The organism is Amycolatopsis tucumanensis, assembly GCF_021654135.1.
Taxonomy (GTDB): Bacteria; Actinomycetota; Actinomycetes; order Mycobacteriales; family Pseudonocardiaceae; genus Amycolatopsis_E; species Amycolatopsis_E tucumanensis.
On the sequence record NZ_JAKGSD010000015.1, the window covers coordinates 83,271 to 97,565 of the forward strand.

Here is a 14,295-nt window from a genome sequence, read left to right on the forward strand (position 1 = left end):
AGCATGGGAAACACTGACGCCGCGCGGCTGGATGGGCGGGTCGCGCTGGTGACCGGTGGCGCCTCCGGCATCGGGCAGGCGACGGCGCGGCGTCTGAGCCGGGACGGCGCGACTGTCGTCATCGCCGACATCGACGGCGAGGGAGCCGAAGCGGTCGCCAAGGACATCCAGAACGCCGGCGGTCTGGCCGAGGCGGTGCCCTGCGACCAAACCGACCCCGACCAGGTAGCGGTGTTGTTCGAGCGGCTGCAGCGGCACGACCGGCTCGACATCTGCGTGGCCAACGCCGGCTGGGGACGGTTCGGCGCGTTCCTGGAGATCCCGGAGAAGACTTGGCGCCGCACGTTCGACATCAACGTGACCGGCACGTTCCTCATCTGCCAGGCCGCGGCGCGACGGATGGCCGAGCTGGGCAATGGGGGAGCGATCGTGGTGACCTCGTCGTCCGGGGCCGTCGAACCGGTAGCCCTGTTCACCGCCTACTGCTCGGCCAAAGCCGCGCTGAACATGATGGTGAAGATCATGGCCTACGAACTGGGGCAGTTCGACATCCGCGTCAACGCGGTGATGCCGGGCGTGACGGAGACGGCGATGACCGGTGGTCTGCTGGCGACCGGGGCGCGCAGCTACAACGAGGCCGAATCGCCCCTGGGCAGGCTCGGCAAGCCCGAGGACATCGCCGGTGCGGTCGCCTACCTCGTGTCCGACGACAGTGGTTACGTCAACGGCGCCGCCTTGCTCGTCGACGGCGGTGGCAGCGCGTACAACCCGGGCTGGTTCGGCACCGACTTCCGGCGGCGAGGAGAGGCGTCCTGGATCCTCCGGCACGAGCAGGTGCCGGTTCAGGAAGCCGGAAAAGCCTGACACGGCGGTACTTCCCGTCACGGCCCGCGGTTCTCAAGGGGTACTCGCGGGGCGATGACCGCGGGCCGGGACGGCCGTAGTTTCGCGATGTGCGCTACTGCGGAGGTGTCCCATGACGAGTACCAGCACGGCACCGTCCCGGACGGTGTCGCTGCGGCCATGTTCGGCGACGATCGAAATCGATGCGCCGCGCAAGACCGCTGCGCTCGGCGCGGTCAACGCGGTCCTGAAGCGAGCCGGGTTCCGGACCGTCACCGCCGGCACGGGCGCGGCGGCGTTCTGTGCGGTCCAGGTGGAGAACGCGGCGTTCGGCGTGCACGGCAGCGGTGGTTGCCTGCGTCGTTCGGTCGTCCTGGAAGCTGCGACCCGGATGGCCCGATCCGGTGGTGGCCGGATGGTGCTCGTCACCGACGCCCTGCCGTGGCCGGCTGGTTCGGCCCACGTCGAGCGCTCGGCGCGGCAGAGCGCGGATCTGCACTGGTGGCAGCAGCTCGCCTCCCGGGTGGCGCCGCACGGCGTGCGGATGAATGCCATCCGCATCGGCTACGCGCCCTTTCTCGGCCATTCGTTGCCCCAGCCGGCCGAGGCGGTGCTCCACGCGCACCAGGTGGTCCGCCGCCCGGTGACCGAGGCTGACCTGCAGGCGGCCCTGACACTGCTGCTCAGCCGCGGCCTGAACGCGATGGTCGGCGAGGTGCTGCCGCTCGACGGCGGACTCGAGACCGGGATCGTGCCAGTCAGTGCCACCGGAACAGCCAAAGTGGACGGCAGCACGGTACCGCCGGCGCGACCGTGGTCCCTGGACGGGCGGACGGTGCTGGTGACCGGAGGCAGCAGCGGGATCGGCGCGGAAGCCGCTCTCGAGCTGGCCAGGCGGGGCGCCGATGTCGTGCTCGCGGCACGGCGGCTCCCCGAGCTGGACGAGGTGGCGGCGGCGATCCGGGAGCACCTTGGGCGGCGGGCCTGGACGGTCCGCGCCGACCTGTCCCGCGCCGGCGCCGCCGACGACCTGGTCGACGAAGCCCTGCGCCAGGCCGGCGCGGTGCACGACTTCGTGCACGCGGCCGGCGTCCTGCCGAGGGACGACCAGCCCGAGGCGCGGCGGCACCGCGAAGAGGCCTACCGGATCAACGTCCTGTCCTTCGCCGACGCCGTGGAAAGGCTCGCGCAGCGGTGGGTTTCCTCCGGGCACCGCGGCAACATCGTCGCGGTCTCGTCCACGAGCGCGCAGACCGCGCCGGTGCCGGGGTTGTACAGCTACGGCTCGGGCAAGGCAGCGGTCGCGCAGCTGAGCACACACCTGGCGGTGACGCTGGCGCGCCACCGGATCCGGGTCAATTCGGTGCTGCCGGGCATTGTCCGCACCCCGATGACCGACACCGCCGATCCAGCGTTCGTGACCGCGTCACTGCGGCGGATCCCATCCGGCCGGCTGTGCGATCCGGAAGACATCGCCGCGGCGGTGGCGTACCTGATCAGCCCGGCATCCGCGATGGTGGACGGAGCCCAGTTGCGCGTGTGCGGCGGCTGGGCGACCTTGCGATCACTGCCCGCGTTCACCCCCGGAGGCGAGCAGCCCGTCCCCGCGATGTTCGCGTGATGGGAAGCCGCTCACCCGGTGACCACGAAGCTCACCGCCGTGCTGCAGCTGCCCCCGACGTTGAGGGTCGCGGCGGTGCGCGCTCCCGGTACCTGGTAGTCGCCGGCGGTTCCGGTCACCTGCCGGTGCGCGTCCAGCAGCATCCGGACTCCGGTGGCCCCCACTGGGTGCCCTGCGCCGATCAGGCCGCCCGACGGGTTCACCGGCAGGCGCCCGTCGAAGTCGATGTGGCCGTCCTCGATGGCCTGCCAGGCCTTCCCGGGATCGGTGAGTCCGAAGTGGTCGATCGCGACGTACTCGGTGATCGTGAAGCAGTCGTGGGTTTCGATCACGTCGAGCTCTTCCGGTCCACGCACGCCGGCCCGGCCGTAGGCGTCGGTGATCGCTTGCCGGACGTTCGGGAACAGGTAGCGCCCCTCGTGGGTGAACTTCGCGCTCAGCGGTAGTGGTGCGGTGTGGTGGCCCCATCCGCTGATCCGGCTGGCCCTGCGGCCGGGCGACCCGCCCAGCCAGGACTCGGTGAACCGGCTGCCGGCGAGCACGATCGCGCTCGCCCCGTCGGTGATCCGGCCGCAGTCGCTCCTCCGGGTGCGGCCGGTGACGATCGGGTTGGCGATGTCGTCGGCGTCGAAGTGGCCGGGTTCGGCTGTCCAGTCACGGGTCTGGGCGAGCGGGTTGCGGCGGGCGTTGGTGCGGTTGAGCTCGGCGATGCGGTTGAGGTGGGTTTGGTCGAGGCCGTACCGGCGGTCCACCTCCTGGCTGATGCGGTCGAAGAGGTGCGGCCAGGGCAGCTCGCCGGAGTCCAGTTCCTCGGGTGTCCACGCCGCGGAGCCGAGGTTGCGTGCCGCTTCCTCACCCGCGACGTTGCGCATCAGCTCGACCCCGACGACGAGGACGACGTCGTACCGCCCGGCCTCGATCTCCGCCATGGCGGCCAGCGCCGCGGCACTACCGGACGCACAGGCTGCTTCGTGCCTGCTGGTGGGCAGCGTGGCCCAGGCCGGGGTCAGCATCGGGATCATCGCACCGAGGTGCGACTGCCCGGCGAAGCGCTCCCCGCCGAAGTTGCCGACGTGCGCGGTGTCGATGTCGGACGGTTCGAGTCCCGTCACGCCGAGGCAGTCTCGGACAGCCTGCTCCAGCATGTCGAAGAGCGGGTTGTCGCTCTGTTTGGCCCACTTGACGGCGAAATCGGTCTGGGCGCCGCCCAGGATGTGGACTGTGTCGGCCATGGCGCTCCCTTGCTGGTGAATGAACGTACATGCAATATCGCTTCCCGCTCGGGACTTGGCAAGTCTTCCGGGCTGTTCACCACGTCTCTTGACGTGCGAGAAGCGCGATGTATATAAACGCTCATACACGTACCCGTTTCGGGTGATCCGACGCCAACGGAGGCGCACATGGACACGAGCCTGAGCCGCGGCGGACCCGGCTTGTCCCGCCGGACCGCCCTGTCGGGGGCGCTGGCACTGGGAACCGGGCTCCTCGGCGCCGGACTGACGGCGTGCGCCGGTCGCGGAGCGGGATCCACGGACGGGCAGGCCGAGCTCGGCTGGATCCAGCCGAAGACCGGGCGGCTGGCCAGCGCCTACGCCCCGACCTTCATCGGCGCGCGGCTTGCCCTGCAGGAGATCAACGCCGCGGGCGGCCTGCTCGGCACGGCGATCGCGGTGCACGAAGAGGACGACGAGGGATCCCCCGCCACGCAGGCGACCGTCGCCCAGCGGTTGCTCAGCGCGCGACCGGACTTCGTCGTCGGTCCGACGGGCAGTTCCCAGGCCGTCGCGTCGGTCACCGCGCTCGCCCGCGGCAACGCGATCCAGTCCGCGTGGGGCGGCGCCGACCTCCTCGGCGACGGGGCCCGGTTCCCCGGGCACTACCAGCTGGTCTTCAACACCAGCAGGCAGGGCAGGGCGGCCGCGAAGTTCCTCTTCGAGACCCGCGGCCTCCGCCGGATCGGCCTGCTCACCGAGAACTCCGAGTTCGGCAAGTCCATGCAGGAGTCCTTCACCCGCACCCTGCGTGAGGACTACCGCACCGAACTCGCCGGTGTGCAGGTGTTCGAGCCGAACGCCCCGGACATGACGCCCTACCTCAACCAGCTGGCCCGCGCCGGGGTCGAGGGGCTCGGCATGTTCAGCGGACAACCGCAGGCGGCCGTGCTGTCCCTGCGGGCGATGGCCAACGGCGGCTTCGCGCCGGTGATCGTGGCCCACGACCTCAACTACATCGACGCCTACAACGAGATCCCGGTCGAGCTGCTGCGCAACTTCTACGGCACCGCCTACCGCTCATTGACCTACCCCCGGGGTGGTGCCCCGTCGGGCCCCGCGGTCGAGTACGCGGCCAAGATCCGGGCCGAGGCCGGGCAGCTGGCGTTCTCCGCCGCCAACAGCCCGTACTACGACTTCCTGAAACTGCTGGCGACGGTGGTGGAGCAGGAGCGCACGACCGACCCGGAGCGGCTGCGGGCCGCCTTCGACCGGGTACGGGGTTACCCGGGTGTGCGGGCGCCGATCTCGTTCACCGAGACCGACCACTGTGGAATCGGCGACGACGCGATCGCCATCGCGACGCTGCTCTCGGCCCGGGACGCGGCGTCCGCGGGCGGTATCTTCCGGGAGCTGGCCTCGTGAACCCGGTCAGCGAGGTCCTCGTCCCCGGGCTGACGTTCGGCAGCCTGTACGCGCTCGTCGCGATCGGGTTCAACGTGCTCTACCGGCCGACGAACGTGCTCAACTTCGCGCAGGGCGACCTGGTGATGGTCGGCGCGATGCTGATGGCCGCGACCGGCCTCGGGGGCCTGCCGTGGCCGATCGCGCTCGGCTGTGTGGTGGTGGTCGTCGGCCTGGTCGCGCTGCTCGAGGAACGGCTGGCCGTCGCGCCCGTGCTGCGCCGATCCAGTCACGCCGCGGGCTGGGTCATCACCACGCTCGCCTTCTCGCTGGTCCTGAGCCAGGTCGCGGGCCGGATCTGGACCGCGGAACCGCGGTCGGTGGCGCCACCCGAGCCGTTGTCCCTGCGACCGATCGACTTGCTGGGGCTGCAGATCAGCAGTTACCAGCTCGTGGTGATCGCAGTGGTCGTGGTGCTCGTCGTCGCGCTCGAACTCGGGGACCGGACGCGGTTCGGGTGCGCGGTGCGGGCGGTCGCCGCGGACCGCGACGCGGCGCGGCTGCAGGGGATCCGGCCGGACCGGATCGGCCGCATCTCGTTCCTGGCCGGGGGCGCGCTTGCCGGACTCGCCGGGGTGCTCGCCGCGCCGCTGCTGCTGGCCTCGGTGACCATGGGGTTCGGCCTGCTCATCCGCGGGTTCTTCGCGGCCATCGTGGGCGGCGTCGGCGACCACCGGGGCGCGCTGGTCGCGGGCTGGCTGCTCGGCGTCGTCGAAGCGGCCGGGGCGCGGTACGTTTCGCCGGGCATGCAGACCGCGGTCCTCTTCGGAGTGGTCGTGGTCGTCCTGATGGTCCGGCCCACCGGGCTCCGGCGTGCGGGCGGGGTGCTGCGCCATGTCTGACGCGACACTGGCCGCACGACGGCCTTGGGTGGTCGGCGGGCCGCGGGCCAGGGCGGCCGGGATCGCGCTCGCCGCGGGCGCCGCGGCGGCGTTGCCGCTGATCGCCGATGACCCGTTCGTCGTGTACCTGGCGACGCTGGTGGGCATCTACGTCCTCGTCGCGATGGGGCTGAACCTGCTGTTCGGCTACGCCGGGCAGGTCTCGCTCGGCCACGGCGCGCTGGTCGCCGTCGGCGCCTACGTCGCGGCGGTGCTGACCACGGCGCACGAGTGGTCCTTCTGGGCCGCCCTGCCGGTCGCGATGCTCGGCGCGGGACTGGTCGGCAGCCTGATGGCGTTGCCCGCGCTGCGCCTGACCGCCTGGTACCTCGCCCTCATCACACTGGCGTTCGGGATGGTCGTCAACGGCCTGCTGGTCGAGATGCGCGCGATCACCGGTGGCTTTTCCGGGATCTTCGGCGTGCCGCGCCCGGAGGCGGGCGGGCTGCCGCTGGACGACGCGGGCTTCTTCTGGCTGGTGCTCGCCTTCGTCGTCGTCACGTACTTGGTGTTGCGGAACCTGGTGCGCTCACGAGTCGGCCGCGCGCTCATCAGCGTTCGCGATGCCGAGGAGGCGGCCCGCTCGGCGGGCGCGAACACGGTGCGGCTCAAGGTGTTCGCGTTCTTCCTCAGCGCGGTCCTCGCCGGCGCCGCGGGTGCGTTGCTCGCGGCGCTCAAGGGCATGGTGACACCGGACGACTTCACCATCGACTTCTCGGTCTTCTTCCTGCTCGTGGTGATCGTCGGCGGGGCGGGACGGCTGGGCGGTCCGGTCGTCGGCGTGCTGGCGTTCTTCGTGCTGCCCGAGTTGCTGGGAGCGCTGGCCGAATGGCGCTTGCTGGTCTACGGCGCGGCGTTGCTCGTGGTCGCCGTCTACGCTCCGCACGGAATCGCCGGCGCCTGGTCGCGCTGGTGGCGCTCCCGCCGGCCGCCGATCCCGGTGACCGAGCGCCTCCCGGATCCGCCCCGGCCGCCGCGGCGGGACGCGCTGAGCCTGACGGCCCGTGGCCTGGTCAAGGGTTTCGGCGGCGTGCGTGCCCTGCGGTCCGCCGATCTGGCGGTACCCGCCGGCACCATCCACGCGGTGGTCGGGCCCAACGGGTCCGGCAAGACCACTCTGCTCAACACCATCACCGGCTACGTCCGGGCCGACGACGGCACCGTGCGGCTCGGAGGGCGGGCGATGGTCCGGCGGTCGCCCGACCGGATGGCCCGCGCCGGCGTCGGCCGCACTTTTCAGACGCCGCGCCTGCTGCCGGAACTGAGCGCGCTGGACAACGTCCTCCTCGGCGCCTATGCGCGGGAGCGGTCGCCCGCGGTGGTGATAGCGGCGGGCCTGCCGCCTGCCCGCCGGGAGGCCGCCGCGCTCGCCGCCGAAGCCATGGCGTACCTGCGGTTCGTCGGGCTGGGCGACGTCGCGGGGCAGCAGGCAGGTGCGCTGCCGCACGGCAAGCAGCGGCTGCTGGAGATCGGCCGCGCGCTGATGGCCCGTCCGAGCCTGCTGCTCCTCGACGAGCCGGCCGCCGGCCTGTCGATGACCGAACTCGACGCGCTGGGACGGCTGTTGCGGGAGATCCGCGCCGACGGCGTCACCGTCGTGCTCATCGAGCACCACATCGAACTCGTCGCCGAGGTGGCCGACGCGGTCACGGTGCTGCACGAGGGCGCGACGCTGCTGTCGGCGCCGCCGGCGACGGCCCTGACCGACGACCGTGTTCTCGACGTCTACCTGGGGCGCTGATGACTCCTCTCCTCGAACTGTCCGAGGTCACTGCCGGCTACGGCTCGGCACCGGTGGTCGAAGACATCACCCTGGCCGTCGAGCCGGGCCAGGTCTGCGCGCTCGTCGGCGCGAACGGGGCAGGCAAGAGCACGCTCCTCGGCACCATCTCCGGTCTGCGGCACCCCAGCCGCGGCCGGATCACCTTCGACGGAGCCGACCTGAGCCGCGCGGCCCCGGAGACCGTCGTGGGACGCGGACTCGTGCACGTGGCGGAGGGACGGCGCATCTTCCGCGGGCTCACCGTGCGAGAGAACCTCGACCTCGGGCTGTGGCGGTCCGGTCTCGGCAAGCCGGAGCAACGCGACCGGCTGGACCGGGTGCTCGGGCTGTTCCCGTTCCTGCGCGCCCGGCTGTCCGCGCAGGCTGAAGTCCTCAGCGGTGGTGAACAGCAGATGCTGGTCATCGGGCAAGCCCTCATGCGCGAGCCGCGGATGCTGCTGCTCGACGAACCCTCCCTCGGGCTGGCGCCGGTGATGGTCGACCGCGTTTTCGACACGATCGAGGTGCTGCGCGCCGAAGGGCTGAGCCTCCTGCTGGTCGAGCAGGTGGTCGAGCGGGCGCTGAGCATCGCCGACCGGGGTTTCGTGATGCAGAACGGACGCATCGTCGCCGAGGGGCCCGGCCCGGACCTGCTGCGCGGTCCCGGCTTGCGCCAGGCGTACCTGGGGGCGTTCGCTGGGGGGAGCCCGTCCGGCGACCCCGCTGATCCGACGGAAGCGAGGCAGTGACATGGACTGGTGGAGTTCGGCCGTTCCGGGGCCCGAGGAGTGCGTGCTGGGGCAGCTGCTGCGGCGGCACGCCCGCGAGCGCGGGGACACCGTGCACGCGGTGTTCCAGGACGGTAGCCGCTGGACCTACGGCGAGACCTGGCGGGCGGCGAACGGGGTCGCCCGCCGACTGGCCGCGCTCGGCGTCCGGCACGGCGACCGCGTTCTGTCCTGGCTGCCGAACGGTCCGGACGCGCTGCGCGTCTGGTATGGCGCCAACCTGCTCGGCGCGATCTACATGCCGCTCAACCCCGCCTACCGCGGCGGCCTGCTCCAGCACGCGATCCGCTTGTCCGGCGCCAGGGTGATGGTCGCGCACCCCGATCTGGTACCGCGTCTGGCCACGCTGGAGGGCGGTCAACTGGACCACGTGGTGCCGCTGACCAGTCGCGATTGGACGGACGCCGGGCCGGAGGTGGTTCCGGAAGCGCCGGTCCAGCCCTGGGACCCGTACGCGATCATCCTGACGTCCGGGACGACCGGGCCGTCGAAGGGCGTGGTGTGCTCCTACACGCACGTCGCCACAACTGCCGCGGCGGCGTTCGACGAACGGTTCGGGGAGCAGGACCGGTACATGATCAACCTGCCGCTGTTCCACGCCGGCGGCACGATCGGCTGCTACGCGGCGTTGCTGAAGGGCGCGTCGATCGCGGTCGTCGACCGATTCGACACCGCCCGGTTCTGGGACCTGGTGCGCACGACCGGGACCACCCACGTGACCCTGCTCGGCGTGATGGCGACTTTCCTCGCCAAGCAGCCGCCCGCTCCCGGCGACCGCGACCACCCCCTGCGGCACGTGTTCATGGTGCCGTTGAACGACGACGTGGCCGGTTTCGCCCGCCGCTTCGGGGTGCGTGTGACGGCGCTGTTCAACATGACCGAAACGTCGATCCCGATCATCTCCGAGGACGATCCGACGACCCCGGGGACCTGTGGCCGGGTTCGCCGCGGCGTGCAGGCACGGCTCGTCGACGAGTTCGACCGGGAAGTCCCCGACGGGACGCCAGGCGAGCTGGTGCTGCGCACCGACCGGCCGTGGGCGATGAACTCCGGCTACTGGGGCATGCCCGAGGCGACGGCGCGGGCCTGGCGGAACGGCTGGTTCCACACCGGGGATGCCTTCCGCCGCAGCCCCGACGGCGAGTACTTCTTCGTCGACCGCGTCAAGGACGCGATCCGGCGGCGCGGCGAGAACATCTCGTCGTTCGACGTGGAGGCGGAGATCCTGGCCCACCCGGCGGTGCGCGAAGCTGCGGTCGTCGCGGTGCCCAGCCCGCACGGCGAGGACGACGTGCTGGCCGTCGTCGCACCGGTCGAGGGGGCCGTCATCGATCCGGCGGAGCTGCTGGCGTTCCTGTCCGACCGGATGGCGCACTTCATGGTGCCGCGCTACATCCGGGTGCTCGACGAGCTGCCCAAGACGCCCACGAGCAAGATCGAGAAGCACCGGCTGCGGGCGGCCGGCGTCACCGCGGACACGTGGGACCGCGAGGCGGCCGGGTTGCGGGTCAAGCAGGAGCGAATCGCTCAACACTGATGGGCGCTGCCGCACCGGCCGTGCGCAGCGCGAGCACGGCGAATTCGTCGGCGAGGTCCGGCACGCTGAGGTGGCCGCCGGGGTGGTACCAGCGGCCCACCTCGGTCCACGTGCTCAGCAGCACCTTCGCGAGCAGGGCGTTGTCGGCCGTCGGCCGGAACACCCCGGTGCGGATGCCGCGTTCCAGCAGCCGCTCGACGAGGTGACCGAGCCGCAGACGGCTGCCGCGGATTTCGGCTGCCTGGGGCTCGGGGAGGTTGCGCCACTCCGCGTGGCTGATCGAGGTCTCCTTGCGGTAGGTGGCCGAGAACGCGGTCAACGCCTGGGCCACTTCCGCGAGCTGGCGGGCCGGGTCTCCACCCGCGCGCAGGATCGCGTCGGCCGTGACGCGCTCGGCCTCGGAGTGCGTGCGTGAAACGATGGAGTAGAGCAGTTCCTCCTTCGAGCGGAAGTGGTTGTAGAGCGCACCGGAGGTGAGTCGCAGCGCCGCCGTGATGTGCCGGACGCTGGTGCGGTCGTAGCCCTGCTCGAAGAACAGGTCGACCGCTGCCGCACGGACGCGGTCGGCCGCGGCGGTTCGCGCTGTGGAGTTCCCCATGGCTCGATCGTACTGCTTGAATGAACGTTCGTTGCCCGCTTCAGTACCCGGGGTACCACACTGAGCCTTCGATTCTTCGACCGACCCGAGAAAGGTGCTTCCCGCGGTCCGCGGTCCGCGGCAGCGGGAGGGATGTGCTCGACGGTCCGCCGCGGGCAGATGGCTGCGGTCAGACGCGGGTCAAGGCTGCCGACACGTCCAGAGGCGCTCCGTGGTCGCGGGTCGAGAGCATGCCATTACCCCTGTGGGTGGTCGGCGAGGTTTGGCGTCGTCTGGCACTGCGTACGCTTCTTGCGCGTCGTCGAGATGATGGCCGCCCGTGTGGGCGAATTGCGGTGCGATCGCTGTGACGACGCCCGTCGCTGCTGCCTGTTCGACTGTCTTGTATGACGCCTGCGGCTTCAGGTCATCGAGCAGAACCCGGACCTGCTCGGACCGCTCACCCGCACCGCCCCGGAGGTGTTCGAAGGACCTGCAGCGCATGACCGCAGCCATTGGCCTCCTGTTCTCTGACCGCGCGCGGGTGTTGTCAGCGGCCGACGGAGCGCTCGGTGATCCGCTGGGTGAACAGTGCGAGCGTTTCGTTGTAGAGGCGGCATGCGCGGGCCCGCACGTCTTCGTCTTGGGCGCTCAGAGTGCTGCGACGCTGTTGGCTATCAGGCAGCCCTAGCCCTGCGGTGGCAGCTCCATGCGGCCGCCCTCGTTGAAGGTGACGGCTGACGTGACGCCGTGCCATGGGCTCGGGTCCGCGGTCGCTCACGCTTGCTGCCGAAGGCGCCGTAGAGGCTTTGCGTTCCGACCCCGGTGGCGTCGGTGAGGTCCTGGATCGACGTGCCCGCGTAACCGCAGCGCCAGAACGTGTCCCGCGGGGCGGACGGCGCTGGTGACCGGCGGATCCAGGGGAGTCGGCGCCGGTATCGTCGCCCGGCTCGTGGCGGACGGCGCGAAGGTGGCGTTCACCTATGCCAACTCCCGGGACCGTGCGGAGGCGGTGGCGGCCGCGACCGGGGGCGCCGCGCACCCGATCCGCGCCGACAACAGGCGCGAGCAGGACATCGAGGCCGCCGTCGCCGCGACCACCGACCGCTTCGGCGGCCTGGACATCCTCGTCAACAACGCCGCTGTCGGCAGCTTCGGTCCCACCACCGACCCGAAGATGGACGAAATCGACGCGATGCTGACGATCGACGTGCGCTCGGTGATCGTCGCGATCCGCGAGGCTCTCGCGCACCTGGGTGAAGGCAGGCGGATCATCAACATCGGCAGCCCCGCCGACGGGCCCCTCGCGCCGGCCATGCTCGGCGTCATGGCGACCGACCAGTACGGCACCGCGGCCGAGGTCGCCGCCTTCGTCTCCTACCTTACCGGCCCAGAAGCCGCGTACATCACCGGCTCCAGCCTCAACATCGACGGCGGATTCACCGCGTGACCCGGCTCAGCGGGGCGGCTCTTCGTAGCCCTCTTTCCGCAGGCCCGAGCGGTAGGTGCGGTCCATCACCCGCCGCAGCAGCCGGTTCGCGCCCGGGACCGCCTTGAGCAGGAAGGCGCCGCCCGCGGCCGTCGTCGAGTTCGCGGCTACGTGTTTTCCCGCCACGGCAAGGAGATCCGGCACCGGGTCACGGTCGGCGCCGGGATTCCACGGCTGCGAATGCACCACGGCGTCGTTGACGGCGATCGACGCGTCCTCGACAGTGATGAGCAGCGCCGCGTGCGGCGGCTTCCCGCGCAGAGCCAAAGGCTCCAGATGTGCCGGGTCGACGGTGATCGCGCCCCGCCCGCGGACGTGCAGCACCTCGTCCCGGCCCGGGACGAGCGCGGCGAACGACAGCCGGTCGTCCTGCAGCAGGTTGTGCAGCGTGTCGGCGCGCTTGTTGCCCTTCCGGTCCGGGATGACGAGCGTGCGGCCGTCCACGATCCGCGCCACCGCCTCCCGGTCCCCGCGCGGGCTCGTGTCGCTCCCGCCGGAGGAGTCCCAAGTGGACAGCGCGAGGAACGGGGCCGCGGCGAGGAACTCGGCGATCCCGGCCTGGCACAGTGGACCCTCACCTCCGGGTGCGGCGGCCTGCCCGGCCGGATCGCGGGGCTGCCACAGCCGGGACCGGAGGATGGCCTGCGCGCAGTGGACGTAGGCCTCCGTGACGTCGGCGAAGACCCGCTCGCCCTTCCGCTTGACCACGGAACCGTTGATGCGCAACACCTCCCCGACACCCGGCAGGAGGAAGAAGAACGAGACCGCACCCCGCGCGTCGTCGTCCAGGGTGAACGAGAACCGGGTGGCCGAGTGGACGCGGACGAACCCCGGCGCGCCGCCGAGGAACGTCGTCCGGCTCGCGCCGCCGGCGTCCCGATAGCCGACGGCCGCGATCGGCGAGCGGGCCAGGACGGCCCGGCAGCCCTCGTCGAGGACGGAGATCTGCTTGAGCGTGATCATCGGCGCCGGGCGCCCGACGATGGACTCGACCTCGTCCACAGTGGTGAGCTGGTGTGGTGCGTCAGCGCAGGTCATGCCACTATTGTGAGCAATAGCTCAGCTTTTTGGCTACTCGCTTTTCCCGCCACGAGGAGGATGTGCGATGCCGTCGGACGACCGTCGCCTTCAAGCACGTCGCAAGCCCCGGCAGGTGCGCGCGGAGCTCACCCGCGAGCGCATCCTCACCGCCGCTGCTCACGTTTTCGCCGAGCACGGCTACGCCGCCGGCACCACCAACCGCATCGCCGAGCGCGCCGCCGTCTCGATCGGCTCGCTGTACCAGTACTTTCCGAACAAGGACGCCATCCTCGCGGAGCTGCTGGTGCGGCACATCGACCGCGGCCGGTGGACGCCCGCCGACCAGCTCGACCTGTCACCGGGCAGCCTGGAGGAGCTGGTCCGGGCCCTGGTGCGGGACGCGATCGACAACCACCGCGACGATCCCCAGCTGCTGCGGATCATGATCGAGCAGGCGCCGGTTTCGCGGGAACTCCTCGACACGATCGACCGGCACGGGAAGATGCGCGTCGGTCAAGTGCGCAACCTGCTCGCCCGGCACCCCGATGTGGGTGTGCGGGACCTGGACACCGCCGCGGAGCTGATCGTGTTCACCGTGGAGACGAACACCCACCGGGCGATGGCCGATCCGCGGACCATCGGGACCGAGGCGCTGGAGAACGAGCTGGTCGCCATGGTGACCCGGTACCTGCGCGGGGACCGCCCCGCGCGGGGCGGTCAGGCGGACGCGCGCTGACGGCCCGCCTCCCGGCGGGCGGACTCGATGATCGTGTCCAGCAGGCCGGGGAAGGCGCGCTCCAGGTCGGCCCGGCGGAGCTCGTTCAGCTTCACCGTGCCCTGGTAGTGCTGCCGGATGATCCCGGCCTGCCGCAGGACCTTGAAGTGGTGCGTGCTGGTCGACCGGGTGACGTTGATGTCGAACGTGCCGCACGCCATGTCCTCGCCCGAATCGGCGAGTTGCCGCACGATGCTGCGCCGCACCGGGTCGGTCAGCGCGTCGAGCACGCCCTGCAGCGTGATGTCCTCCGCGGCGGGGTGGTCGTTGATCCGGTCCGTCACGACACCCATATTACGATGATCGTCGAAGTTTGACCACCATGAA

At 71.2% G+C, this 14,295-nt stretch carries 14 protein-coding genes; 9 read left to right on the forward strand and 5 right to left on the reverse strand.

Features of this window, described 5'->3' with window-relative positions:
* Nucleotides 1-3: 3 nt before the first annotated feature.
* A complete protein-coding gene (locus tag L2C96_RS17115; protein WP_237336911.1) occupies nucleotides 4-864 on the forward strand; it encodes an SDR family NAD(P)-dependent oxidoreductase in 861 nt (286 codons plus the stop codon).
* A 112-nt stretch (nucleotides 865-976) separates the two neighbouring features.
* The gene (locus L2C96_RS17120) at nucleotides 977-2,464 is read left to right on the forward strand and encodes an SDR family NAD(P)-dependent oxidoreductase (protein WP_237336912.1); all 1,488 of its coding nucleotides are present in this window, start codon (nucleotides 977-979) and stop codon (nucleotides 2,462-2,464) included.
* Between the two features lie 11 nt (nucleotides 2,465-2,475).
* Here L2C96_RS17120 and L2C96_RS17125 read toward each other — a convergent pair whose 3' ends face one another.
* Nucleotides 2,476-3,696 (reverse strand): acetyl-CoA acetyltransferase, encoded by a 1,221-nt coding sequence (locus L2C96_RS17125; RefSeq protein WP_237336913.1) that lies wholly within the window; start codon nucleotides 3,694-3,696, stop codon nucleotides 2,476-2,478.
* Between the two features lie 168 nt (nucleotides 3,697-3,864).
* Here L2C96_RS17125 and L2C96_RS17130 point away from each other — a divergent pair, with 168 nt between their 5' ends.
* From L2C96_RS17130 to L2C96_RS17150, 5 genes are read left to right on the forward strand one after another with little or no spacing between them, the layout of a single operon-like run.
* Entirely contained in the window at nucleotides 3,865-5,100 is a 1,236-nt protein-coding gene (locus L2C96_RS17130; protein ID WP_237336914.1) for an ABC transporter substrate-binding protein, read from the forward strand.
* On the forward strand, nucleotides 5,097-5,981 hold the full coding sequence (locus L2C96_RS17135) for a branched-chain amino acid ABC transporter permease (protein ID WP_237336915.1): 885 nt from the start codon (nucleotides 5,097-5,099) through the stop codon (nucleotides 5,979-5,981). Before L2C96_RS17130 ends, L2C96_RS17135 begins: the two co-directional genes overlap by 4 nt.
* Nucleotides 5,974-7,761 (forward strand): branched-chain amino acid ABC transporter ATP-binding protein/permease, encoded by a 1,788-nt coding sequence (locus L2C96_RS17140; protein ID WP_237336916.1) that lies wholly within the window; start codon nucleotides 5,974-5,976, stop codon nucleotides 7,759-7,761. Before L2C96_RS17135 ends, L2C96_RS17140 begins: the two co-directional genes overlap by 8 nt.
* Complete coding sequence (locus L2C96_RS17145; protein ID WP_237336917.1) at nucleotides 7,761-8,531, forward strand: ABC transporter ATP-binding protein; 771 nt, start codon at nucleotides 7,761-7,763, stop codon at nucleotides 8,529-8,531. The genes L2C96_RS17140 and L2C96_RS17145 overlap by 1 nt, the downstream gene beginning before the upstream one ends.
* Before the next feature lies 1 nt (nucleotide 8,532).
* Nucleotides 8,533-10,107, forward strand: coding sequence for an AMP-binding protein (locus tag L2C96_RS17150; RefSeq protein WP_237336918.1), 1,575 nt, complete (start codon nucleotides 8,533-8,535; stop codon nucleotides 10,105-10,107).
* Here L2C96_RS17150 and L2C96_RS17155 read toward each other — a convergent pair.
* Together L2C96_RS17155 and L2C96_RS45085 are read right to left on the reverse strand one after the other, a co-directional pair.
* Nucleotides 10,079-10,705 carry a TetR/AcrR family transcriptional regulator gene (locus L2C96_RS17155; RefSeq protein ID WP_237336919.1) on the reverse strand — a complete coding sequence of 209 codons (627 nt, stop codon included), beginning with the start codon at nucleotides 10,703-10,705 and terminating at the stop codon, nucleotides 10,079-10,081. The genes L2C96_RS17150 and L2C96_RS17155 overlap by 29 nt on opposite strands.
* A 656-nt stretch (nucleotides 10,706-11,361) precedes the next feature.
* Nucleotides 11,362-11,601, reverse strand: a complete 240-nt coding sequence (locus L2C96_RS45085; RefSeq protein WP_308191159.1) for a TetR family transcriptional regulator — start codon at nucleotides 11,599-11,601, stop codon at nucleotides 11,362-11,364.
* A gap of 35 nt (nucleotides 11,602-11,636) precedes the next feature.
* Here L2C96_RS45085 and L2C96_RS17165 point away from each other — a divergent pair, with 35 nt between their 5' ends.
* Nucleotides 11,637-12,134, forward strand: coding sequence for an SDR family oxidoreductase (locus L2C96_RS17165; protein WP_237336920.1), 498 nt, complete (start codon nucleotides 11,637-11,639; stop codon nucleotides 12,132-12,134).
* 6 nt (nucleotides 12,135-12,140) lie between these two features.
* Here the strand turns inward: L2C96_RS17165 and L2C96_RS17170 are convergent, their stop codons facing one another.
* Nucleotides 12,141-13,211 (reverse strand): pyridoxamine 5'-phosphate oxidase family protein, encoded by a 1,071-nt coding sequence (locus L2C96_RS17170; protein WP_237336921.1) that lies wholly within the window; start codon nucleotides 13,209-13,211, stop codon nucleotides 12,141-12,143.
* A 67-nt stretch (nucleotides 13,212-13,278) separates the two neighbouring features.
* On the opposite strand from L2C96_RS17170, the gene L2C96_RS17175 reads away from it, so the two are divergent.
* Nucleotides 13,279-13,929, forward strand: coding sequence for a TetR/AcrR family transcriptional regulator (locus L2C96_RS17175; RefSeq protein ID WP_027936156.1), 651 nt, complete (start codon nucleotides 13,279-13,281; stop codon nucleotides 13,927-13,929).
* On the opposite strand, the gene L2C96_RS17180 is transcribed toward L2C96_RS17175, so the two are convergent.
* Nucleotides 13,911-14,261 carry an ArsR/SmtB family transcription factor gene (locus L2C96_RS17180; RefSeq protein WP_237336922.1) on the reverse strand — a complete coding sequence of 117 codons (351 nt, stop codon included), beginning with the start codon at nucleotides 14,259-14,261 and terminating at the stop codon, nucleotides 13,911-13,913. The two genes, L2C96_RS17175 and L2C96_RS17180, sit on opposite strands and share 19 nt — an antisense overlap.
* Nucleotides 14,262-14,295: the final 34 nt, after the last annotated feature.